Annotated in this window: 19 protein-coding genes; 8 read left to right on the top strand and 11 right to left on the bottom strand. The window is 65.3% G+C overall.

Features of this window, described 5'->3' with window-relative positions; translation table 11 throughout:
- The first annotated feature begins 24 nt into the window (after positions 1-24).
- Positions 25-570: a MarR family winged helix-turn-helix transcriptional regulator gene (locus QM712_RS07260; protein ID WP_415022395.1), complete on the top strand. Its 546-nt coding sequence runs from the start codon at positions 25-27 to the stop codon at positions 568-570.
- A gap of 45 nt (positions 571-615) precedes the next feature.
- On the opposite strand, the gene QM712_RS07255 is transcribed toward QM712_RS07260, so the two are convergent.
- Both QM712_RS07255 and QM712_RS07250 read right to left on the bottom strand, forming a co-directional pair.
- Positions 616-867, bottom strand: coding sequence for a hypothetical protein (locus tag QM712_RS07255; RefSeq protein WP_415022394.1), 252 nt, complete (start codon positions 865-867; stop codon positions 616-618).
- A 72-nt stretch (positions 868-939) separates the two neighbouring features.
- Positions 940-1194, bottom strand: coding sequence for a hypothetical protein (locus tag QM712_RS07250; protein ID WP_415022393.1), 255 nt, complete (start codon positions 1192-1194; stop codon positions 940-942).
- Positions 1195-1320: 126 nt separating this feature from the next.
- Here QM712_RS07250 and QM712_RS07245 point away from each other — a divergent pair, with 126 nt between their 5' ends.
- Positions 1321-2550, top strand: coding sequence for a lytic murein transglycosylase (locus QM712_RS07245; RefSeq protein ID WP_415022392.1), 1230 nt, complete (start codon positions 1321-1323; stop codon positions 2548-2550).
- Positions 2551-2683: 133 nt separating this feature from the next.
- Here QM712_RS07245 and QM712_RS07240 read toward each other — a convergent pair whose 3' ends face one another.
- The 3 genes from QM712_RS07240 to recJ form a co-directional block, all read right to left on the bottom strand.
- Positions 2684-3481, bottom strand: coding sequence for an aldolase (locus tag QM712_RS07240; RefSeq protein WP_415022391.1), 798 nt, complete (start codon positions 3479-3481; stop codon positions 2684-2686).
- Positions 3482-3587: 106 nt separating this feature from the next.
- On the bottom strand, positions 3588-4397 hold the full coding sequence (locus QM712_RS07235) for an SDR family NAD(P)-dependent oxidoreductase (RefSeq protein WP_415022390.1): 810 nt from the start codon (positions 4395-4397) through the stop codon (positions 3588-3590).
- Positions 4398-4443: 46 nt separating this feature from the next.
- Positions 4444-6285, bottom strand: a complete 1842-nt coding sequence (recJ, locus tag QM712_RS07230) for a single-stranded-DNA-specific exonuclease RecJ (protein WP_415022389.1) — start codon at positions 6283-6285, stop codon at positions 4444-4446.
- Between the two features lie 279 nt (positions 6286-6564).
- On the opposite strand from recJ, the gene QM712_RS07225 reads away from it, so the two are divergent.
- Positions 6565-7641 (top strand): methyl-accepting chemotaxis protein, encoded by a 1077-nt coding sequence (locus tag QM712_RS07225; RefSeq protein ID WP_415022388.1) that lies wholly within the window; start codon positions 6565-6567, stop codon positions 7639-7641.
- Positions 7642-7650: 9 nt separating this feature from the next.
- On the opposite strand, the gene QM712_RS07220 is transcribed toward QM712_RS07225, so the two are convergent.
- A complete protein-coding gene (locus tag QM712_RS07220; protein ID WP_415022387.1) occupies positions 7651-8367 on the bottom strand; it encodes a hypothetical protein in 717 nt (238 codons plus the stop codon).
- 24 nt (positions 8368-8391) lie between these two features.
- Between QM712_RS07220 and QM712_RS07215 the strand changes: the two genes are divergently transcribed.
- The 3 genes from QM712_RS07215 to QM712_RS07205 all read left to right on the top strand — a co-directional run bounded on the left by QM712_RS07215 (position 8392) and on the right by QM712_RS07205 (position 12365).
- Positions 8392-9363, top strand: a complete 972-nt coding sequence (locus QM712_RS07215; RefSeq protein ID WP_415022386.1) for an MBL fold metallo-hydrolase — start codon at positions 8392-8394, stop codon at positions 9361-9363.
- A gap of 134 nt (positions 9364-9497) precedes the next feature.
- Positions 9498-9875 carry a DUF2946 family protein gene (locus QM712_RS07210; RefSeq protein ID WP_415022385.1) on the top strand — a complete coding sequence of 126 codons (378 nt, stop codon included), beginning with the start codon at positions 9498-9500 and terminating at the stop codon, positions 9873-9875.
- 189 nt (positions 9876-10064) lie between these two features.
- Positions 10065-12365: a TonB-dependent receptor gene (locus tag QM712_RS07205; protein WP_415022384.1), complete on the top strand. Its 2301-nt coding sequence runs from the start codon at positions 10065-10067 to the stop codon at positions 12363-12365.
- Positions 12366-12418: 53 nt separating this feature from the next.
- On the opposite strand, the gene QM712_RS07200 is transcribed toward QM712_RS07205, so the two are convergent.
- Together QM712_RS07200 and QM712_RS07195 are read right to left on the bottom strand one after the other, a co-directional pair.
- Positions 12419-15565 carry an efflux RND transporter permease subunit gene (locus tag QM712_RS07200; RefSeq protein ID WP_415022383.1) on the bottom strand — a complete coding sequence of 1049 codons (3147 nt, stop codon included), beginning with the start codon at positions 15563-15565 and terminating at the stop codon, positions 12419-12421.
- Positions 15566-15570: 5 nt separating this feature from the next.
- On the bottom strand, positions 15571-16779 hold the full coding sequence (locus QM712_RS07195; RefSeq protein WP_415022382.1) for an efflux RND transporter periplasmic adaptor subunit: 1209 nt from the start codon (positions 16777-16779) through the stop codon (positions 15571-15573).
- Positions 16780-16966: 187 nt separating this feature from the next.
- Here QM712_RS07195 and QM712_RS07190 point away from each other — a divergent pair, with 187 nt between their 5' ends.
- Positions 16967-17671, top strand: coding sequence for a TetR/AcrR family transcriptional regulator (locus tag QM712_RS07190; protein ID WP_415022381.1), 705 nt, complete (start codon positions 16967-16969; stop codon positions 17669-17671).
- 33 nt (positions 17672-17704) lie between these two features.
- On the opposite strand, the gene QM712_RS07185 is transcribed toward QM712_RS07190, so the two are convergent.
- A complete protein-coding gene (locus QM712_RS07185; protein WP_415022380.1) occupies positions 17705-18433 on the bottom strand; it encodes a haloacid dehalogenase type II in 729 nt (242 codons plus the stop codon).
- A gap of 199 nt (positions 18434-18632) precedes the next feature.
- Here QM712_RS07185 and QM712_RS07180 point away from each other — a divergent pair, with 199 nt between their 5' ends.
- Positions 18633-19796, top strand: coding sequence for a hypothetical protein (locus tag QM712_RS07180; RefSeq protein WP_415022379.1), 1164 nt, complete (start codon positions 18633-18635; stop codon positions 19794-19796).
- A gap of 91 nt (positions 19797-19887) precedes the next feature.
- On the opposite strand, the gene glpX is transcribed toward QM712_RS07180, so the two are convergent.
- Positions 19888-20889, bottom strand: a complete 1002-nt coding sequence (gene glpX / locus QM712_RS07175) for a class II fructose-bisphosphatase (protein ID WP_415022378.1) — start codon at positions 20887-20889, stop codon at positions 19888-19890.
- 162 nt (positions 20890-21051) lie between these two features.
- Positions 21052-22368 carry a homoserine dehydrogenase gene (locus QM712_RS07170; protein WP_415022377.1) on the bottom strand — a complete coding sequence of 439 codons (1317 nt, stop codon included), beginning with the start codon at positions 22366-22368 and terminating at the stop codon, positions 21052-21054.
- Positions 22369-22393: the final 25 nt, after the last annotated feature.

The raw sequence follows: 22393 nt of genomic DNA, 5'->3' as shown, positions 1-22393 counted from the left end.
CTTACACAGTATAAGAGTTCTTATATGCCACGCAATGCGGCCCGCATCAAGAAACCGCAACCGAACACGAAAGCCGCCGGGCGGCGGCAGGCCGGCGTGACCTCCGACGGCTCAGTGCGCCTGCCTGCCCCCGGCGAAGGCAAGCGCGGCGAGCAGGGTTATCTCGGCTATCTCCTGCGCCAAGCGAACGCCGCGGTCCGGCTGACGATGGAACGGACCCTTGCCGATCTCGGCGTGACCTCGCCGCAATTCGCCGTGCTGACGATGCTCAATGCCTATCCGGGCCTCTCGGGCGCCGATGTCGCACGCCTCACCTTCCTCACGCCGCAGACCGTGGGGGTGATCACTCGCAATCTGGAACGGGATGGTGCGATCGAAAAGACGCCGCATCCCGTCCACGGCCGCATCCAGCAATGGACGCTGACGGCGCGCGGGACGTCGTTGCTCAGGGCATGCAGGGAGCGCGTGATCGCGCTGGAGAAGCGCCTCGCGAGCGGTCTGGACGCGAGCGCGGACTCCACGGTCCGGCGCTGGCTCGCCGGCATCGCGGCCGATCTCCAAGAAAGCTAGGCCGAGCGACGCGGCAGCGAACCCCGGCCCGCGCGGCAGCGAATTTCAGCCGTCCTTCAAAACCTTCTTCACTTCGCCGGCGGGCCAGGCCTCGCCGGCAGCAATGACGCGCACGCGGCTCTGATCGGCCGCGTTGATCAGCACGTGCGTGCAGACCCGATCGATGCTGCGCTCCAGGCGCAGATCGGTCTCGGGTTTCCAGCCGAGCGTTGCAGCGAGATCGCCGGGAAAGATCTGCCACTGCGATCCGTCGTCCAGTTCGACGACATGGCTCTCCGCATGCGCGCGTATCTTCATTCCACCCCGATCTTCCACTCAACCGGTTGCGCGCAGAACCGGCCCCGGCAACCAGGCCGGGGCCCTGTTCCGTCAGTCATTGTCGTGATGGATCACGGTCTTGGTGCGATTGCCGTACTCGTCTTCCTTCTTGATGACGGTGGTGCGGTCGGCAGGCGCGCGCTCCCGGATGACAGTGGTGCGGTCACGGTCGCGATCGCGGTATTCGTGGGACTCGCCCACCGTCACGCCGGCACCGACCGGGCCGACATGCACACCGACTTCGTCGGCAAACGCGGGAGCTGCAACAGCAGTGACCATGGCAGCGGCGAACAGATATTTCCTCATTGTCTTCCTCCTCCAATGTGGTGCGGATGGAATGCAGGAGTGCGACACTTTGTTCCGACGCGCGCCAGGTTCCTCACATTCGCGGAACCGGCTCACACGAGCCATGTTTCCCGCTAGACTGCGCCCATGAAACAAGCTGATTCCTTGGCCGATCCCGCGCGCCGCAGCCTGCTCCAATCAGCGCTCGGTGCCGCCGCCCTGCTGGCATCGACGACACGCGTTCTCGCCGCGCCGCCGGGCTTCGACGAATGGCGCGAGGGCTTTCGCGCGCGGGCGATGGCCAAGGGGATCTCGGCGGCGACATGGCAGCGCGCGATGGCGCGCGTCGAGCCTGACATGAGCGTGTTCAAACAGATCCGCAACCAGCCCGAATTCAACGAGCAGGTCTGGCAATACATCAACCGCCGCGTCTCCGACTGGCGGATCATCAACGGCAAGATCGCGCTGAAGAAGAACGAAGCGCTGTTCGCACGTATCGAACGCGATTTCGGCGTCGAGCGCGGCACGCTGCTGGCGCTGTGGGGCGTCGAGTCCGCCTATGGCGATCCGCTGGTGCAGCAGAACCACATGACGCCGGTGTTTCCCTCGCTTGCCGCACTCGCGTGGAACGAACCGCGACGCAAGGCCTATTGGGAGGCCGAGCTGATCAATGCGCTGCGCATCGTCGACAAAGGCTGGAGCACGCCCGAGGAGATGCGCGGCTCCTGGGCCGGCGCGATGGGCCATTCGCAATGGATGCCGGAGGTCTGGCTCAACGTCGGCATCGACTATGACGGCGACGGCAAGGTCTCGCCCTTCGGCAGGCCCGACGACGCGCTCGGCTCGACGGCCAAATATCTCGTCAATCGCGGCAAGTGGCGCCGCGGCGAGCATTGGGGCTATGAGGTGCGCGCGGCGGGCAATGCCAGCGGCAGCCGCAGCTATGCGGCGTGGCAGGCGGCCGGCGTGACCCGCGCCGACGGCGAGCCATTCCCGCAACCGAACGCATCGGCGCAGATGTGGACGCCGGTTGCGGGCGGCCCGACCTTCCTGCTGGGCCCGAACTTCTATTCGGTGAAGAGCTACAATCCCTCGATGAACTACGCGCTGGCGATCTGCCATCTCGGCGACCGCTGCCTGGGAGCGCCGCCTTTCATCCAGCCCTTCCCCGGCTCCGAGCGCGCGCTGACGCTGGCGGAGGTGCAGGAGATGCAGACGCGCCTGACCAAGGCGGGCTTCGACACCGGCGGCACCGACGGCCGCGTCGGCAACGACACGATGAAGGCGATCAAGGATTTCCAGCAGCGGGCGGGGATTTCACCCGCGGACGGCTATGGCGGATTGAAGGTGCTGGCGAAGCTGCGGCAGGGGGCGTAGGCGCGCGTTTCACATCCCTGCTCCCGGGGTGCGCCGCTTGGCGACGACTCCGATGCCATTTCACGTCATCGCGCTCGTTGAGCCCGATTCCGCGCTCGCGCTTCGCGCGCCCCGGAATGACGACGCAAAGAGTTCAATGCCGGTACTGCGGCTCCTCCGCATCGAGCTGACGACGGATGGCGGCGAGATGCAGACGCGCGGATTCGGAATCGCCATCGCGCATCTGCTTGTAGGTGGCCGCCGCGATCGCGGGGTCGACCGGCAGCACCTTCCGTCCCGTCGACATCGCCAGCACCTGCACCTCGGCGGCGCGTTCGAGATAATAGAGGTCGTCCCAGGCTTCCGCGATGGTCGGGGCCAGCACCATCACGCCGTGATGCTTCATGAAGACGATGTCGGCATCGCCGACGGCGGCGGCGATGCGCGCGCCTTCCCGGTTGTCGAGGGCGAGGCCGTTGTAGTCGCGGTCGACTGCGGTGCGGCCGTAGAATTTCAGCGCGGTCTGGCCAGCCCAGATCAGGGGATCGCCCTCGGTCATCGACAACGCCGTCGCATAGGGCATGTGGGTGTGGAAGGCGACCTTGGCGCGCGGCAGCAGCCTGTGCATCTCGGCGTGGATGTAGAACGCGGTCGCCTCGGGCACGCCCTCGCCGTCGAGCACGTTGCCGTGGAAGTCGCAGATCAGCAGCTTCGAGGCGGTCATCTCGCGGAAGGCGTAGCCGTAGGGATTGACCAGGAAGAGATCGTCATGGCCGGGCACCACGGCCGAGAAGTGGTTGCAGATGCCCTCCTCGAAGCCGTTGCGCGCCGCCATGCGGAAGCAGGCGGCAAGATCCTCGCGCGCGCTGCGGATCGCGTCGGTCGCAAGGTCCGGCCGGTTCGAGCGGAACGGCGCCGGCGAGGATGACGAAGAGTGAAGGCTGTGCGCCATGGCGAGGGAAACCTTTGTCGATCGGATTTCTTCGCCTTGTACCGGGACGGCGCCTGCGCGTCAGCCCCTGCGGGCGCCACCCTGCCCTTCGCGTCTCGCGCGGCGCCTATTGCCGCCGCGGCACGCCGCCGGCGTTCATGCCGCCGTCAATCACGAGCTCGCTGCCGGTGACGTAGCGCGAGGCATCGGAGGCCAGATACAGCACGCCGGAGGCGATTTCCGCGGCATGGCCGGCGCGACCGAGCGGCGTGGCGACCTTGGCGCGCTCTTCCGGATCGATCGGCGCGTTGCCCTGGTTGCCGGTCGCCCCGGTCGGGATCTTGCCCCAGATCGGAGTGTCGATGATCCCGGGATGAACGGAGTTGACGCGGATGCCGTCGCCGGCCGCCGCGCATTCCATCGCGATCGATTTCGCGAACAGGCGCACACCGCCCTTGGTCGCCGAATAGGCCGACAGACCCGGCGAACCGCGCAGGCCCGCGAGCGAGGACATCATGACGATGGAGCCGCCGCCGGTCTTGCGCATCAGGGGCAGGCAATGCTTGACCGAGAGAAACACGCCGTCGAGATTGATCGCGTTCTGCTTGCGCCAGTCGCCGAGCGTCATGTTGACGATCGATGGCACGGAGATGCCGATGCCGGCATTGGAGACCATGATGTCGAGCCGGCTGTAGCGCTTGGCGACGTCGGCGACGATCTCGATCCAGCGCTCCTCGCTGGTGACGTCCTGCTCCAGGAAGATCGCCTTGCCGCCGGCCTTGGTGATGCGCTTGGCAAGTTCGGGGCCGCGCAGCTCGTCGATATCGGTGATCACGACGGTGGCGCCCTCACGCGCAAACAGCTCGACGATCGCCTCGCCGATGCCGGAGGCTCCGCCCGTCACCAGCGCGACCTTGCCGTCCACCTGCCCTGCCATGTTCACTCCCTTTTTTGTTGTTTGAGCGGTCTATTCATTGAGGGCGCTATCTAATCACGGATGGTCCCTGATCCGGTAGTGCGATGTCGATCACGCGGAACTGTACGCGTTCGACGCCCTGGTAGCGATCGACCGACAGCGAGCCTGCGACATGCAATTGCTGGCCGCGATTGGCGACCAGCGCATTGCCGAGCTTCTGGCCGATGGAGCGGAAGGCGATGCCGTTGACGATGGCGCCGTCACCGGACTTGAAGCGCAGGCGCAGATGCGCCTGCCCGACTTCATCGGCATAAACCAGCTGGTGCGCCGGCAGCGCCAGCACCGGCTCGGGATTGCCGCTGCCGAAGGGCCCTGCGCGGTTGAGGGTCGCCGCAAGCTCGGTCGTCACCGCGCGCGCGGAGACCGCGCCGTCGATCGAGAGTTCGTTGACGTGGCGCGCCTCCGCTACGGCGCCCGCGAGCGCATTCTCCAGATACGCGCGGAATTCGGCGAGCTTCTCCTTCCGCAGCGTCACGCCCGCGGCCATGGCGTGGCCGCCGCCTTTCAGCAGGATGCCGTCGGTGACGGCCTGCCGCACCGCCTTGCCGAGGTCGACGCCCGCGATCGAACGGCCGGATCCGGTGCCAATGCCGCCAGGCTCGAGCGCGATGGCGAACGCCGGTCGCGAAAACTTCTCCTTCAGTCGGGAGGCGACGAGGCCGACCACGCCGGGATGCCAGCCTTCGGAGGCCGTTACGATCACGCCGAGCTTGTCTTCGAGCCCGATGGAGGCGAGCGCCTCGGCTTCGGCCTGCGCCTCCGCCGCCTGCTCTATGAAACGGCGTTCGGTGTTGAGGCGATCAAGTTCGGCGGCGATCCGCGCGGCCTCGACGCTGTCACCTTCGAGCAGCAGCCGCACGCCGAGATCGGCGCGGCCAATGCGGCCGCCGGCATTGACGCGCGGCCCCAGCATGAAACCGAGATGCCAGGCTTCCGGCGGCCCATTGAGCCGCGCGACATCCATCAGCGCGGTATGACCGACATGATCGCGCCGCCGCATCGCGATCAGCCCCTTGGCGACGAAGGCGCGGTTGAGGCCGATCAGCGGCGCGACATCCGCGACCGTCCCGAGCGCGACGTGATGCAGCATGCCGAGCAGATCCGGCTCCGGCATTTCGGAGGTCCAGAAGCCACGCTGGCGCAACTCGCGATTCACGGCCACCAGCGTCACCAGCACGAGACCGACCGCGGCGAGATGACCGAGGCCCGAGAGATCGTCGAGCCGGTTCGGATTGACCAGTGCGTCGACCTCGGGCAGTTCCGTGCCGGCCTGGTGGTGGTCGATCACGACCACGGACATGCCGAGCCGCCTGGCTTCCGCGAGCGGCTCGATGCTGGTGGTGCCGCAGTCGACCGTGACGAGCAGCGTGGCGCCCTTTGCCGCAAGTCCCCGCACCGCCTCCGTGTTCGGGCCATAGCCTTCGAAAATGCGGTCGGGAATGTGGATCAGCGGATCGAGCCCGCAATGGCGCAAATGCCAGGCAAGCAGCGCGGACGATGTGGCGCCGTCGACATCATAATCGCCGAAAATTGCGACCTTCTCACCCTTTTGTGCAGCGTCGGCGATCCGCTTCGCGGCGGCTTCCATCTCCGTCACGGTGAACGGATCCGGCAGGAGCTTGCGGATGGTCGGATCGAGGAAGTCGGCGACGGCATCGATGTCGACGCCTCGGCCGGCCAGCACGCGCGCCAGGAGTTCGGGCAATTGATGCTGTTGCACGATGGCGAGCGCCTTCGCCGCCCCGCGCGCATCGAGCCGGTCACGCCACAGCTTGTCTGTGAGCGAGCGGCTGACTCCCAGGAACGCCTGGGGCGCTTCGACGGGCAAGGCGATGGCGGGCGGCGGCATTGAGTCAGATGGTTCGAGGAACTTGAGAGCCGGGTGCAAGCGCTGCATCGCCGGCCGATGAGACGATTGACCGGGAATCCACGGAGATTTGCAACGGCCCCGCCGCACAAAGCGGTGGATTGCCACTGCAGCGGCCGGGTGACTACCATTTAGGCATTCCGCCGAACAGCAAATTAAGCAGGCGTTAGGCCGAATCCCGGCAGAACGATGCGCCTTCGATCTGCCAATCGTTGGTCCGGATTCACTGCAAATCAGGCCTCTTTGCCAGGGAAATGCCCGATGTCTGCTGCGCTGGGTCGGTCGACCAGGACGATCGCCGACGAACCCGCCAAAGATGATTCCGACATCTCCGCCCTGATCAACCGCCTCACCGCGGAGGTGAACCAGATCGCCGTCGACAAGACCAAGTCGATCCAGCAGATCACCAACCAGATGAAGATGCTGGCGCTGAACGCGCTGATCGAGAGTTCGCGCGCCGGCGCGCAGGGCGCGGGCTTCGCGGTGGTGGCGCAGGAGGTGCGCGGCGTCGGCCAGCAGGTCGAGACCATCGCGCGCGAGCTCGAGAGCCAACTGACGAAACGGACCGGCGAACTCGTCTCCTCGATCGAGCGCATGAGCCAGCGCTCCCTTGGCGAGCGCATGGTCGACCTGTCGCTGAACGCGATCGAGCTGATCGACCGCAATCTGTATGAGCGCACCTGCGACGTGCGCTGGTGGGCGACCGATTCCGCCGTGGTCGACTGCGCGGCCTCACCGGATGCCGGCACGATCACCCATGCCTCGCAGCGGCTCGGCGTGATCCTTGGTGCCTACACGGTCTATCTCGACCTCTGGCTCTGCGATCTCGAAGGTAACGTCATCGCCAGCGGCCGCGCCGACCGCTTTCGCGTCGCCGGCCAGAACGTCGCCCACACGCGTTGGTTTCGCGAGGCCTGCTCACTGAGGTCCGGTGACGACTATGTCGCCGGTGACATCGACAGTCAGCCGCTGCTCGGCAACGCCCAGGTCGCAACCTATTGTGCGAGCGTCCGCGCCGGCGGACAGGCCAGCGGCGAGCCGATCGGCGTGCTGGCGATCCATTTCGACTGGGAGCCGCAGGCTCGCGCCATCGTCACGGGCGTGCGTGTCGGCGACAACGACCGGGCCCGCGTGCTGCTGGTGGACTCCGGCTTTCGCGTCATCGCCGCTTCCGATGGCCACGGCATCCTGAGCGAACGCCTCCCGCTGTCGCTGAACGACCAGCGCTCCGGCTTCTACCGCGATCGCTCGGGAACGCTGATCGCGTTCCATGCCACGCCCGGCTACGAGACCTATCGCGGGCTCGGCTGGTATGGCGTGATCGTCTGCGGCGCGTGAGGTCACCACTTACGTCGGATAGCAGCCGAGACAGGCCCCAAGCAGCTTCAATGCGGTGACGGCGAGCAATCCGCCGCAGGTGCGCGAGGCCCACCCGCGCGTAGCCCTTTGCATCACGAGGTCTTGCGGTGTTCCGCGTCCCGGCGCTTGAAAAACAGATGGGGCAGTACGGAGGGCAATCCGAAGGTCAATCCGAGGAATGCCAGAAATAGCTCGAGGTAACTGGGGTGCATCGTCGTCGTTCCGTTCTTGCCGGGGCATACCCGGTACAATTTGCTGTTTGACCGGAATATGATCCAACACAATACTCGGTACAATAATAACATTGCTCTCAGTGCAATATTGATCCGCAGGTATCTGGTTAATGGTTCTCGCCCCCACCGGACAGCAATGCGCCGGGGGGGAAGACCGAGCATCCCGCGCTTCGAAGATTCCGACCGCATTCCCCGAAGCTGCCTCCAGCCGGCGCAGCAGATGATCGCGCGAGCATGCGGCGGAGCAACCGGTCAGTGACGCTGATGCATTCGCGTCCGACGACAATTCATCAGCCACGCGGATGAAGGCCGCGGCTTGCCGCCGCGCGATGATACTTCCGGCGGAAACAGACGAGATGTCCGGATCATCGCCAAACCAATTCCACTTGCCAGCCCACCGCAACCGGCGCAGCATGCCGGGCGCCGACCTAAGGTTGAATAACCAGGCCGCGACGCGCAATTCGTCGCGCAAGCCAAAGGCAGTTGGAGGAAACCCATGACACTGAATGTCTCACGTCGATCCCTGCTCTCGCTCGGCGCAGGCCTCGGAGCCAGCGCCATGCTCGGCGGCAACGCGGTTGCGCGTGCTCCCAAACTCGGAACCCAGACGCCCTATTGGCACCGCTTCGTTCTCGGCGATGCTGAAATCACCGTCGTATCCGACGGCCCGCTTCCGCTCGGCGATCCCTCGGGCACTTTCACCGGCGTTCCCAAGGAGGAAGTCAAGAAGATGCTCGCGGACAATTTCCTGTCGCCGGACAACGTCGTGCTCGAACAGAACTCTCCGATCGTGAATACAGGCGACAGGCTCATCCTGTTCGATACCGGCATGGGGACGTCGCAGGCGTTCGGCCCGACGACGGGCCGTCAGCAGAAGAGCATGGCCGAAGCCGGCATCAAGCCGGAAGACATCGATGCCGTGGTTTGCTCGCATGCCCATATCGACCACATCGGCGGCATCGTCGATGCCAACAACAAGCCGCTGTTTCCGAACGCCCAGATCTATATCGCCCAGAGCGACTTCGACTTCTGGACCGACGAAGGCAAGCTGGGCACCCCCATGAAGGACTTCGTCATCCACGCCCGCAAGAACCTGATGCCGGTCCGCGACCGGATCGTGTTTTTCCAGGACGGCCAGGAATTCCTGCCCGGTGTGCAGGCGATCGCCGCGCCCGGTCACACCGTCGGCCACAACATCTTCATGATCTCGTCCGCCGGAAAATCCTTCGCCTTCCTCGGCGACCTCTCCCACCATGCGGTGCTGCTGCTCGAGCGACCCCGAATGGAGTTCTCTTACGATACCAATCCGAGCCAGGCGGCGGAATCGCGCGTCAAGCTGCTCACGATGCTTGCGGCGAACAAGACGCCGGTGATGTCCTATCACTTCGCCTGGCCGGGCTACGGCCATGTCGCCAAGGCGGGCGACGGTTTCCGCTATTTCGCGGAGCCGATGCAGATGACGTTGTAGTCGCTCGAAGGCCGGGCGGCGCGCGCGCCGTCCGGCACCTCTCGGCAGGCAATGGGCTCGCCGCGCTCGCGCGCGATGAATGGCGCATTTGACTCGCGGCTGCCTTGTGATACCCCTGCTTCGGGGATCTTGGAATGACGAGCTTTGGATCAAGGCGGCGGGTCGGCGTCGGGACTGCATTCATTGCGGCCTACGCGCTCGTTCTCAACGTCATCCTGTCCAGCATCCTGATCGCGAGCTTCTCATCGATCAGCCCCGCTGCCGCTCACGAAATCTGCATGAGCGGAGTGGATACCGATCCGACCGACGCGGACAAGAGCGGTCACAAGACCACGATTCACTGCCCGCTGTGCATCGGGCATCACGTCACCGGCGGCCTTCCGCCTCCTGACACCGTTCTAGCCGAGCGCGTCGCGCTTCGCGCGGAAGCGATCTGCTTCGTGCGAGACCGTCTCGTCGCGCACATCCGGTCGTCCGCGCATCTGTCGCGTGGGCCTCCCGCGTTGACCTGAACTGCGCCGTCCGGGCGCACAAACAGCACAAGACTAGGCTCGAGATTCCACCTTCCGCTCCGTGTTCGGATGCGCGCAACGGTTCGCTTGGCCGCGTCTCATCTCCCGCATCATCGGCAAGAGCCGCTTCCGCGCGCCCCGCTTCCGTCACGGCCCGCAGCATCCTGCGGCCTCGAAAGAACGCCACCCATGTCCTGCACCTCGATCACCCTGCGTCGGTCCATTCTCGCCGCCTCGACGATGCTCGCTTCACCCGCATTGCTGGGCACGGCATCGCTGCTTCCACCTTTCGCAACATCGGCTCTCGCCCAATCGCGAGCGCAGGAGCAGTTGCCGCCGGTCACGGTCAATTCACCTCAACAGCGCAAGCGCAAACCGCGCGGAACCGCCGCGGCCGCTCCGGCGGCCCCCGCGACGCCGGGGAAACCTGTCGCTGCAGCGATCGACAACCGGACTTCGGTCCCGGCCTCCACCACGTTGCCGCCGACGGCGGGTTTCGACCGCGGCCTGTCGTCGAGCGACTCCGCCTCGCTCGTCACCGATCTGCCGGGAGGCGCCGCATGGGGCGCCGGTGGCATTTCGAGCCTGCCGGCAATCAACGGGTTCGGGGCAGACCGGCTTCAGGTCGCAATCAACTCGATGCTGATCAGCCCGGCCTGCCCGAACGAAATGAATCCCCCCTTGTCATTCGTCAATCCAGCGATGATTGCGAAGATGAAGGCCTATGTCGGCGTGGGTCCCGTCTCGGTCGGCGGCGACTACATCGGCAGCCGCATCGACGTGACGACCGCGCCGCCGGCCTTCGTGCCGGAACAGGCGGGCTGGGTGACCAGCACCCAACTGTCGAGCTACTTCCGTAGCAACGGCAACGCCTACGGCGTCGACGCCACCGCGACCATGGCCAACCACGACACCAGCATCACCTACACGGGCGGCTGGGTGCGTGCCGGCGACTACAAGGCCGGCGACGGAAGCACCGTCAAGTCGACGCTCTACGAGACGCAGAACCACGCCATCAGCATCTCGAAGCAGACCTTCGGCAATCTCTTCACGTTCCAGGTCGGCGGACAGTTCATTCCCTATCAGGGCTACGTGAACCAGTACATGGACATGGTCTACAACCGCGGCTTGTACGCGAACGGCCGTTACGAGGGCGTGTTCGACTGGGGCAAGTTCGAAGCCACCGCCTTCGTGCACCAGATCCGGCACACCATGGGATTCATCGCGCCGGACAAGGTCAGCGACATGCCCATGGACACCAAGGGATTCGATGCCGGTTATTCGGTGAAGGCGACGGTCGCGCTCTCCGGTCATGACCTGCTGCGCATCGGCAACGAATTGGCGCTCAACCGGCTCAACGATTGGTGGAGCCCGGTGGCGGGATCGATGATGATGGCTCCCAATACGTTCATCAACATCAACGGCGGAACGCGTGACCGCCTCGGGACGTTCGTCGAATGGGAGCGCCACTGGGATCGGCAATGGACCTCGATCATCGGCCTGCGCAACGACGTGGTCTGGATGAACACCGGGAACGTCCAGGGCTACAACGACATGGACTACGGCGCCGACGCAGCGGCTTTCAACGCCGTCAATCACGCGCGGACCGATGTTCATTTCGACGGCTCCGCCCTCATCCGCTACGAACCCGACGACATGAGCCAGTATGAGCTCGGGTTTGCCCGCAAGACCCGCTCACCCAATCTCTACGAACGCTACGCCTGGTCGACCAACGCGATGGCGATGCAGATGATCGGCTGGTTCGGCGACGGCAACGGCTATGTCGGAAATCTCGACCTCAAGCCCGAGAAGGCCCACACCGTCAGCTTCACCGCTGGGTGGCATGATCCGGCGCAGCGGATATGGGACGTCAAGGTGACGCCCTATGCCAGCTACGTGCAGGACTATATCGACGTCGACCGCTGCGCCAGCGCGAGCTGTCTCGCGAGCAATCCCGCCAACCTGACCGCGAACACCGGCTTCGTCTATCTCCAGTTCGCCAATCACGATGCGACGCTGTACGGCATCAACGTCGAAGGACGGCTGACCGTCTGGGACAACCCGGTCTACGGCCAGGGACAATTTCGTGGCCTAATCGGCTACGTTCGCGGCCAGCGAAGCGACGGCGTCGACCTCTATCACATGATGCCGATCAACGCGAAACTCGCGCTCGACCATCGCCTCGGCGGCTGGACCAATAGCGTCGAACTGCAACTGGTCGGATCGAAGGATCAGGTCAACCAGGTCCACAACGAATTGACGACGCCGGCCTACGCGCTGGTCAATCTGCGCACGGGCTACCAGTGGCAGCATGTGCGACTGGACCTCGGCATCGACAATCTGCTTAACCAGAACTACTACCTGCCGCTCGGTGGCGCCGATCTGGTCGACTACAAGGTGGTCTCGATGATGGGGACATCACCGGCCTATGGCTACAACGTCAGGGGACCGGGCCGGTCGTTCAACGCGAGGCTCGGGGTAAGCTTCTGAGGGCGCCGTCAGGGCCGGACGCACACATGCCCCGGCCCTGATAACGGTGTCGGCTACTCCGCGGGTTCGGCGACAGCGACGGATTTCGACCCATCCGTCGCAGCCTGCCTGCCGGGAAATATGCGCCGGACCAGCACAAACAGCGCGGGCACGAAGAAGATGCCGAGCACGGTTGCCGCGATCATGCCGCCGGCGACGCCGATGCCGACCGCGTTCTGGCTGGCGGAGCCCGCGCCCGTCGCCACCGCCAGCGGCAGCACGCCCAGGATGAAGGCCAGCGACGTCATCAGGATCGGACGCAGCCGCTGGCGCGCTGCGTGCAGCGTCGCTTCGACGAGGCTGCGACCCGTCGCGATCTGCTCCAGTGCGAACTCGACGATCAGGATGGCATTCTTCGAGGCGAGACCGATCGTGGTGAGCAGGCCGACCTGGAAATAGACGTCATTGGCCTGGCCGAACAGCGTTGCCGCCAGCAATGCGCCGAGCACGCCGATCGGCACCGTCAGCATCACCGCGAACGGGACCGACCAGCTCTCGTAGAGCGCCGCAAGGCTCAGGAAGACGATCAGGATCGAGATCGAATAGAGATACAGCGTCTGGCTGCCGGTCAACCGCTCCTGGAACGACAATCCCGTCCATTCGTGACTGTAGCCCTTGGGGAGCTTGGCCATCTGCTCGTCGACCGCCTGCATGGCGACGCCCGAGCTGACGCCCGATGCCGCCTGCCCCTGGAGCTCGACGGCCGCGACGCCGTTGTATCGCTCCAGCCGCGGCGAACCGAAACTCCAGCGATGCGAAGCCAGCGCCGAGAACGGCACCATCGAGCCGGAGGCGTTGCGGACGTACCAGCGGCCGATGTCGCTCGTGTCCATGCGGAACGGCGCGTCGCTTTGCACGTACACCTGCTTGACGCGGCCGCGGTCGATGAAGTCGTTCACATAGGCGCCGCCCCAGGCCGCCGACAGCGTGGTGTTGAGATCGCTCAGATTGACCCCGAGCGCGGTGGCCTTGGCCTGGTCGATGTCGAGGTTGAACTGCGGGGTGTCGTCCTGCCCGTTCGGGCGGGATTGCGCGACCCGCTGGTCCGCCGCCAGCAGGCCGAGCAACTTGTTGCGCGCTTCGATCAGCGCCTCATGCCCCTGCCCGCCCGTATCCTGCAGATAGACATCGAAGCCGCCGGCATCGCCGAAACCGGGGATCGAGGGCGGCAGCACCGCGAACACCATGGCGTCGCGGATCTTCGCGAATGCCCCCATGGCCCGGCCGACGACGGCCTGCGCCGAGGCCGAAGCATCCTTGCGATCGTCGAACGGCTTCAGGTTGACGAAGGCAAGCCCGACATTCTGCCCCTGGCCCGTAAAGCTGAAGCCGCTGACCGCGAACACGCCTTCGACGGCGTCCTTCTCGTTGTCGAGGTATTGATGCTCGACCTGCTTGATGACGTCGAGCGTACGCACCGAGGTCGCCCCGACCGGGAGCTGGATCAGGGTGATGATCGTTCCCTGGTCCTCTTCGGGCAGGAACGAGCTCGGCAGCCGCTGGAACAGGAAGACCATGCTGGCGACGACCGCCGCGAAGCCGATCAAGACGGTCACGACCCGCTTGATCGCTCCGCCCGCGGCGCGCTGATATCCGTCCGCCATGCGGTCGAAGCCACGGTTGAACAGCCCGAAGACGCCGCGCTGCGTGCCGTGATGCTTCGGCGGCCGCAGGATCGTCGCGCATAGCGCCGGCGTCAGCACCAGCGCCACGAGCACGGAGAGCAGCATCGCCGAAACAATGGTGAGCGCGAACTGCCGGTAGATGATGCCGACCGAGCCGCTGAAGAACGCCATGGGAATGAACACGGCCGAAAGCACGACGCCGATCCCGACCAGCGCGCCGGTGATCTCGCGCATGGATTTCTCGGTCGCCTCGCGCGGGCCGAGCTTCTCCTCCGCCATCACGCGCTCGACGTTCTCGACCACCACGATGGCGTCGTCGACCAGAAGGCCGATCGCCAGCACCATCGCGAACATCGTCAGCGTATTGATCGAATAGCCCGCGGCCGAGAGCACGCCGAACGTCCCGAGCAGCACCACGGGCACCGCGATGGTCGGGATGATGGTGGCGCGCCAGTTCTGCAGGAACACGAACATCACGACGAAGACGAGAACGATCGCCTCGAACAGCGTGTGCACCACCTTCTCGATCGACAGCTTGACGAACGGCGTGGTGTCGTAGGGATAGATGACGCGCAGCCCCTCCGGCATGGTGGCGCTGAGCTGGGCAATGCGCGCCTTGACGGCCTCGGAAGTCGCAACCGCATTGGCGCCGGTCGCAAGGCTGATGCCCATGCCGGAAGCCGGCTTGCCGTTGTAGCGGGCCGTCGCGTCGTAGGATTTCGAGCCGAGCTCGACCCGCGCGACGTCGCCGACGCGAACCGTCTGGCCGGACGACGCCGTGCGCAGAATGATGTCTTTGAACTGCTCGACCGTCTGCAGGCGGCTCTGCGAGGTGATCGTCGCGTTGAGCTGCTGGCCGCCGACGGCGGGAAGCCCGCCGAGCTGGCCGGCCGTGACCTGCGTGTTCTGGGTCTGGATCGCCGCGGTGACGTCGCCGGGCATCAGGTTGAACTTGGCGAGCTTGTCGGGATCGAGCCAGATCCGCATCGCGTATTCCGCGCCGAACAGCTGCACCTGTCCGACGCCGGCGACGCGGCTGATCGGGTCGTTGATCGAGGACGCCACGTAATCGGCGATGTCGCTGGCGCTGAGCTTGCCGTCCTCCGAGACGAAGCCGAGCACCATCAGGAAGCTCGACGATGATTTCACGACCTTGATGCCCTGCTGCTGCACCACCTGCGGCAGCAGCGGGGTCGCGAGCTGCAGCTTGTTCTGCACCTGGACCTGGGCGATGTCGGCGTCGGCATCGTTGGTGAACGTCAGCGAGATCTGCACGACGCCAGTCGAGGTGCTCGACGACGACATGTACTGCAGATAGTCGAGGCCGGTCATGTTCTGCTCGATGACCTTGGTCACCGAGTTCTCCGCGGTCTCGGCGTTGGCGCCGGGATAGGTCGCCGTGATCGTGACCACGGTCGGCGCGATCTGAGGATATTGCGCGATCGGCAGGCGCATGATCGCGAGCACGCCGCCCAGCATGATCAGGATGGCGATGACCCAGGCGAAGATCGGCCGCTTGATGAAGAAATGCGACATGGCGCTCAGTCCTCGCGCGTCGCGGCCGCCGGCCGCGCCTCGGCCTGTCGCGACGGGTTCACGGTGAGACCGGTGGCCGGATCGACCTCGACCTCGACGGTCTTCACGGCCGCTCCCGCACGCGCCTTCTGCGTTCCCTCGACGACGAGGCGATCGCCTGCCTTGGCGCCGGAGCGCACCAGCCAGTTGCCGTCGATCTCCTCGCCCGTCTCCAGCGTGCGCTGCTCGATCTTGCCGTCCTTGTCGACGAACATGGCAACGGCCTGCCCGAGCGGATTGCGCGACACCGCGCGCTGCGGCACGAGGATGGCGGCAGAGTCGATGCCGGCCACGATGCGCGCGCGCACATACATGCCCGGCAGGAGCGCGCGGTCCGGGTTCGCAAAGATCGCGCGCGAACTGACCGAGCCTGTGTTCTCGTTGACGCTCGTGTCGGTGAATCCGTATTTGCCCTTCTGGGCGTAGGCCTTGCCGTTCTCCATCAGCAGTTCGACCTCAACGCCGCCGGCCGGCCGCTTGAGCTGGCCGCCGGCGACCTGGCTGCGCAGGCGCTCCATCTCGGAGGTGGACTGGTCGAGATCGACGTAGACGGGGTCGAGCTGCTGGATCGTGGTCATCGCGGTCGCCTGGCTCGCGGTAACGAGCGCACCGGGCGTGATCGTCGACTTGCCGATCCGCCCGGAGATGGATGCGGTGACCTTGGTGCGATCGAGCGAGATCGCCGCGGTGTCGCGGTTGGCCTTCGCCGCGTTCAGATCGGCCTCGCCCTGCTTGTAGGCGGCAACCGCGTCATCGACGTCCTGCTGGCTGGCGGCATTGGTCTGCAGCAGCTGGGTCTTGCGCGCGGCCTTCAATTTCACGCTGACGAGGGTGGCTTCCGCCCTCTGCACCGCGGCCTCGGCGCTGGCCAGCGCGGCCTTGTACTGCACCGGATCGATCTCATAGAGCAGATCGCCCTCCTTGACCTCGGCGCCTTCCACGAAATCGCGCTTGAGCAGAATGCCGGTGACCTGCGGCCGCACTTCCGAGACCTGGTAGGCGACGACGCGACCGGGCAGCACGGTCGAGATCTTCGCCTCCCGCGGCTTCAGCGTCACGACGCCGACCTCGGGCGTCGGCTGCTGGGCGGCCGGCTTCTGGCTCTCGTCGCCGCAGGCGGCGAGCGACAGCAGGGCGATCAGTGGAACTGCGCGGAGGATCGTGAGACGGGTCATGACAACCTGGGAGATGGCTCTTGCAGGCCCCCTCAACGGGAGCCATTTACATTTCAACAATTGGAAACTATGCAGTTTCCATCAGGAAACTTGGGAGTTTCCAAGAGCCAAGTCAAGTGCTACGCTCCCTTTGCAGTTCCGTTCAAGCAGTCGTGAAGCGGCCTCCCTTTTCGGTGACAGGTTTGGCATGACGAGAACAATCGACGGTCACAAACGCAGCCGCGACAATTCGTCCGCGCAGCGACACCCCGCTCCTCCGCCTCCGGACGCGCGGTTGGTGCAATTGCTCGCGGCGGCGAAGGACACGTTCACCAGCAAGGGCTTCGCCGCAACGACGATGGACGACATCGCCGGCGCCGCGGGAATGTCGAAGAAGACGCTCTACAAGCTGTTCGAGAGCAAGACCGAATTGTTCCGCGCCATGCTGCTGCGCAGCCTGCCGGAGGCTCACTTTGCCAACCCTCCGCTGGAGGGATCGCCGACGACCCGGCTTCGAATCTCGCTGAAGAGGATCGCGGACGTGGCGCTGGCGCCGGGCGAGATCGCGCTGCATCGCCTGATCATCGGCGAACGCCAGGCCTCGCCGGGCCTCGGCCGGATGTTCGCCGAGGTCATCATGGAGACCGGCAGCGACGATCTCGCCGACCTGCTCCGGACGGTACGCCTCGATACTCGCCTCGAAGGCGTGCCGCTGCGTCTCGTCGCCGAAATGCTGCTAGGAGCGGTGTTCAGCCACGATCATTTCAGGCTGCTGACCGACGACAGGTTTCGGCTCAATCGCCGCATGCTGGAGCGGCGGATCGACCTCGCGATCACGATGTTCTGCGCACCTGACGACGGCAGCGAAGAATTGCGGGCTCCTGCCGGCGACCTCGCGGCACGCTCCCGTTAATCGAGACGAGCCACGACGCCTGCCGGCGCAACGTCAGCAGCCGAGCGTGTCGGCGATCCCGCCAAAATCCTTGGCCACGATGTCCCACTTGCCGGTGGCCTCGAAATCGACCTTCTGAAGCGGGCCGTACTCGGTCGGCCTCGCCACGAACGCCGTCTTCAGCCCGTTCTTCTGCGCTGCGGCGAGATCGCCGTTGTGGGCGGCGACCATCATCACCTGCTCCGGCTTGAGGCCGAGCAGACGCGCGGCGCCGAGATAGGTCTCCGGATCCGGCTTGTAGTGCTCGAACAGTTCGGCCGACATCACGAGATCCCACGGCAGGCCCGCGAACTTCGCCATGTTGGTGAGCAGCGCGACATTGCCGTTCGACAGCGGCGAGATGACGAACTTCCTCTTCAGCCGCGTCAGGCCGGCGACGCTGTCGGGCCAGGGGTGCAGCCGGTGCCAGCCCCGGGTGAGGTGATCGAGATCGGCCTCCGTCAGCCCCTTGATCGCGAATTTCTCGACCAGTTTCTCCAGCGAACGGCGATGGAGGTCGTCAAGCATGACATAGCCGCGCTCGGGATGCTTGCGCACGTCGTCCATGGACGCGACGTACATGCCGCGCCAGCCGTCGACCAGCGCGGTCCAGTCGGCGCTGATGCCGCGCCCCCTGCTCCACCACATGAAATCGGTGATCAGGCTGGTGCGCCAGTCGACGACCGTGCCGAACACGTCGAACACCAGGGCTTTGACATTGGAGAGATCGGATGTCGTGGTCATGATATTTGCTCCAGCCATGTCTCCGGGGCTCACCCTGCTCCAGCCAAGATCTGGACTTTAAAGCACGGCCGTTTGCATGCAACAATAGCGCTAGTCCTGCGCATCAAACACGCCCAAGACGATCCAAGACGATCGAGATGCGCCGGCTCAATCCGCGAGGTGTCGTGAACACGCCATGGACAGACCTGTTGCATTCGTCTTGCTTGAAAATGCCGCCCTGCCGAAATCGAACGCCCTGATCGAGGCATTGCGACGTCGCCATCCCGGCCTGAGATGGGAGAGCGGCCCGGCCCCCGCGGATCCGAGGGCCGACGATCCGATCCTGGTCCGCGCCGGCGACCATCTCGTGGCCGTCCTCCTGATGCCTGCGCCTATGCCTCCCGATCAGCATCTGTGGCAGAGCGCTTCCCCGGTTTGGCCGGACGCTCCCCGTGCGGTTGGACGCCACCGGGCTCATCTGGTCGTCTCCACGATAGGCTCCGCCGTCGAGGGAGCAGCCGAACTGTCTCCGATCGAAGGCACGCGTCTGGTGACTGCCGTCGTCGGCGGCGTGATCGAAGCGCATCGGGGTTGCATTGCCGTCGTCTGGTGCGGAAAGGTCGGCCGCTCGGCGCCGATGTGGCTGGAAGAGTCCCGCCGATCGTTCGAGCCGTTTCCGGATCATCCGTTCGGGATGTGGATGGAGATCATCCACTTCCGTTGTGGCCCGACCGTCGGCGCTTACACCGTCGGGCTGTCCGCGTTCATCGGGCGGGAAATCGAATTCGAGGTCGACGGGCTCGACAGGGAGGGCGTCACCGATCGTGTTGCGAACGCGTCGTCGTACCTGATCGCAAATGGTATCGACGAGAACGTCGCAAACGGCATGGAGTACTCCGACGACGACGAAACCGTCGGCCGCATCAGGATGCTCCACGGCAACTCGCGCTTCAACCACCGTCCGGTGATCTCGTTTTCAGCGGTTCAGGACCGGTTTGGGAGGCTCAAGAGCTACGAGATCATTCCTACATCGATCGCCCGAAATCACCCTCTCACGATCATGTTGAGCAAGGCGGGGCTGTTCGATCCGGCACAAATCGAAAATAAAGTCAGACTGCGACCGGACCATTACGTCTCGGAAGTTCGCCTGGAGATGTTCGATGACGCTCTGTCGCGTGCGCTGTCCGACATGCTCGCAACCGACGACTATGCGAACGCGGATGAGAAGGCGCGTCTTGCTCTCGCGAGCAACGATATCTCGGCCGCAAGATCCATTCTTCAGCCTTGGGCCGACGAAGTCGGCACACTTCAGTTGGCGGTCAAAATAGGCTTGACCGTGTGCGATGTGTTCATGTTCAAGCCGGCGGCACCCCGCAGCCCTTAGCGGACACGCGACGGGGCGTGGCGAACATGATCGATCCGCCGCGAACGTCCGGCCTCATCGGCCGAACGATCGCGCGCGGATGATTGCAGCCTCAGTCCAGATGGAACTTCGCGAGTTCGCGGTGCTCGGCCTTGATGTAGCGGACCGTGCCGGTGACGGAGCGCATCACGACCGTCTCGGTCTCGATCACGCCGTCCTTGCGGAACTTGACGCCCGAGAGCAGCGAACCCGTGGTCACGCCGGTCGCGGCGAACAGGCAGTCGCCGCGCGCCATGTCCTCGATGCCGTAGATCATCTTGGGATCGTTGACGCCCATTTTGGCGGCGCGCTCGCGCTTCTCGTCGGAATCGAGGATCAGGCGGCACTGCATCTGGCCGCCGATGCAACGCAGCGCCACGGCCGCGAGCACGCCTTCCGGCGCACCGCCGGTGCCGAGATACATGTCAACGCCGGTGTTGTCAGGGTCGGCGCAGTGGATCACGCCCGCGACATCGCCGTCGGTGATGAGACGCACGGCCGCGCCGGTCGAACGCACGCTCGTGATGATGTCGGCGTGACGCGGGCGGTCGAGGACGAGAACGGTGATGCCGTCCGGCTTGACACCCTTGGCCTTGGCCAGACGATGAACGTTGTCAGCCGGCGAGGCATCGAGATCGACGACGCCCTTGTCGTAGCCCGGTCCGATCGCGAGCTTCTGCATGTAGACGTCAGGGGCGTGCAGCAGCGTGCCGCCGTCGGCCATCGCCATGGTCGCGATCGCGCCCGGCATGTTCTTGGCGCACAGCGTGGTTCCTTCGAGCGGGTCGACGGCGATATCGACCTTGGGTCCGGCCTTGATGCCGACCTGCTCGCCGATATAGAGCATCGGCGCCTCGTCGCGCTCGCCTTCGCCGATCACGATCGTACCTTCGATCGGCAGCTTGTTGAGCTCGCGCCGCATCGCGTCGACGGCGGCCTGGTCGGCGGCCTTCTCCTGGCCATGGCCGCGCAGCCGCGCCGCCGACACCGCCGCCCGCTCCGTCACCCGCACGAGCTCCAGCGTGAGAATGCGCTCGAGCAGCATCTGCGGCGGAACTGAAATATGGGTCGACATCGGCTCACTCCTTCAAAACGGTTCGGAACGGAAAACTCCGTCCTGATCAATTCCCAACGCCCGCGGTTCGTTCGAACCGCCTTCTTCTCGAGCGCGGTCTCCCCGCAGACGCGTTCCGCGCCTGTCGAAGGGAAACCGCTGCATAACGTCCCGGACCATGCCCTAGTTCTTCTCGATCCGGATGACCTGCGGCCGCCCGCTGATCACCTTGTCGCGCTGCACGGCGGCGAGCGCACGGCGCACCGCGTCCTCATGCGTCGCATAGGTGATCAGGATGACCGGTACGGGGACCGCCTTGCCGTCGGCAGGCGCAGCGCCGCCATTGGGATGACGCTGCACGATCGACTCGATCGATATCTTCTGCTCGGCGAGCCTGGTGGCGATCGCGGCGGCGGTGCCGGGGAAATCGCGGGCCAGAAGACGGATGTAATAGCCGCCCTCATGGCGCTCCATCGGCGCCTTCTTGGTCTCATGCAGTTGCGCGATCGGCCGGCCGAACGGATTGGCGCGGATGCCACGCGCGACGTCGGCGATATCGGCGACGACGGCGGAGGCGGTCGCAGCGCCGCCCGCGCCGGGGCCGACGAGCGTGATCGGGGGAATGCCCTCACCATCGATCGTAACGGCATTGGTGACGCCCATCACCTGCGCGATCGAGGAGGATTTCGGAACCATGGTCGGATGCACGCGCTGCTCGATGCCCTTGGCGGTGCGGACCGCAACGCCAAGCAGCTTGACGCGGTAACCGAGATCGGCGGCGGCGCGCAGATCTTCGGGCGCGATGGAGGAGATGCCTTCGACATACACCGCGCTTTGAGCAACTTTCGTGCCGAAGGCGAGGCTGGCGAGAATGGCGAGCTTCTGCGCGGTGTCATGGCCGTCGACGTCGAAGGACGGATCGGCCTCGGCGTAGCCGAGCCGCTGCGCGTCCTTCAGGCATTCGGCGAACGACAGGCCTTCCTGCTCCATCCGCGTCAGGATGTAGTTGCAGGTCCCGTTGAGGATGCCGTAGACGCGGCTGATGCCGGTTCCCGCGAGGCCCTCGCGCAACGTCTTGATGACGGGGATCGCGGCGCCGACGGCAGCCTCGAAGTTCAGCGCACCGCCATGCTTTTCGGCTGATTTGGCGAGCTTGATGCCGTGCTTGGCCAGCAGCGCCTTGTTGGCGGTGACGACCGACTTGCCGGCGTTCAGCGCCGCCTCGACGGCCGAAAGCGCGGGATCGCCGGCGCCGCCCATCAGTTCGACGAAGCAGTCGACCTCGGGATGCGTGGCGAGCGTCATCGGATCCTTCACCCATTCGACGCCGCGCAGGTCGATCCCGCGCTTTTTCGCCTTCGAACGCGCGGTGACCGCGACGACGCGGATGCCCCGGCCGCTGCGGCCCGCGAGCACGCGGGCCTGGGTTTCGATCAGACGGACAACTTCGGCGCCCACGGTGCCGAGCCCCGCTATGCCCACTTTGAGGGGTGCGACCATGATATTCTAGAAAACCTGCCGAAGG

Source organism: Bradyrhizobium sp., from assembly GCF_047605465.1.
In the GTDB taxonomy this organism is placed as follows: domain Bacteria; phylum Pseudomonadota; class Alphaproteobacteria; order Rhizobiales; family Xanthobacteraceae; genus Bradyrhizobium.
This window is presented reverse-complemented; position numbering and strand designations above follow the sequence as displayed.

Coding starts and splice junctions, on each gene's coding strand:
- QM712_RS07235 (WP_415022390.1), bottom strand. CDS start 4,397: ATGGCAGGGCAGGTGGACGGCAAGGTCGCGCTGGTGACGGGCGGAGCC.
- QM712_RS07255 (WP_415022394.1), bottom strand. CDS start 867: ATGAAGATACGCGCGCATGCGGAGAGCCATGTCGTCGAACTGGACGAC.
- QM712_RS07185 (WP_415022380.1), bottom strand. CDS start 18,433: ATGACCACGACATCCGATCTCTCCAATGTCAAAGCCCTGGTGTTCGAC.
- QM712_RS07250 (WP_415022393.1), bottom strand. CDS start 1,194: ATGAGGAAATATCTGTTCGCCGCTGCCATGGTCACTGCTGTTGCAGCT.
- QM712_RS07205 (WP_415022384.1), top strand. CDS start 10,065: ATGTCCTGCACCTCGATCACCCTGCGTCGGTCCATTCTCGCCGCCTCG.
- QM712_RS07215 (WP_415022386.1), top strand. CDS start 8,392: ATGACACTGAATGTCTCACGTCGATCCCTGCTCTCGCTCGGCGCAGGC.
- recJ (WP_415022389.1), bottom strand. CDS start 6,285: ATGCCGCCGCCCGCCATCGCCTTGCCCGTCGAAGCGCCCCAGGCGTTC.
- QM712_RS07200 (WP_415022383.1), bottom strand. CDS start 15,565: ATGTCGCATTTCTTCATCAAGCGGCCGATCTTCGCCTGGGTCATCGCC.
- QM712_RS07195 (WP_415022382.1), bottom strand. CDS start 16,779: ATGACCCGTCTCACGATCCTCCGCGCAGTTCCACTGATCGCCCTGCTG.
- QM712_RS07245 (WP_415022392.1), top strand. CDS start 1,321: ATGAAACAAGCTGATTCCTTGGCCGATCCCGCGCGCCGCAGCCTGCTC.
- QM712_RS07240 (WP_415022391.1), bottom strand. CDS start 3,481: ATGGCGCACAGCCTTCACTCTTCGTCATCCTCGCCGGCGCCGTTCCGC.
- QM712_RS07210 (WP_415022385.1), top strand. CDS start 9,498: ATGACGAGCTTTGGATCAAGGCGGCGGGTCGGCGTCGGGACTGCATTC.
- QM712_RS07170 (WP_415022377.1), bottom strand. CDS start 22,368: ATGGTCGCACCCCTCAAAGTGGGCATAGCGGGGCTCGGCACCGTGGGC.
- QM712_RS07190 (WP_415022381.1), top strand. CDS start 16,967: ATGACGAGAACAATCGACGGTCACAAACGCAGCCGCGACAATTCGTCC.
- glpX (WP_415022378.1), bottom strand. CDS start 20,889: ATGTCGACCCATATTTCAGTTCCGCCGCAGATGCTGCTCGAGCGCATT.
- QM712_RS07225 (WP_415022388.1), top strand. CDS start 6,565: ATGTCTGCTGCGCTGGGTCGGTCGACCAGGACGATCGCCGACGAACCC.
- QM712_RS07260 (WP_415022395.1), top strand. CDS start 25: ATGCCACGCAATGCGGCCCGCATCAAGAAACCGCAACCGAACACGAAA.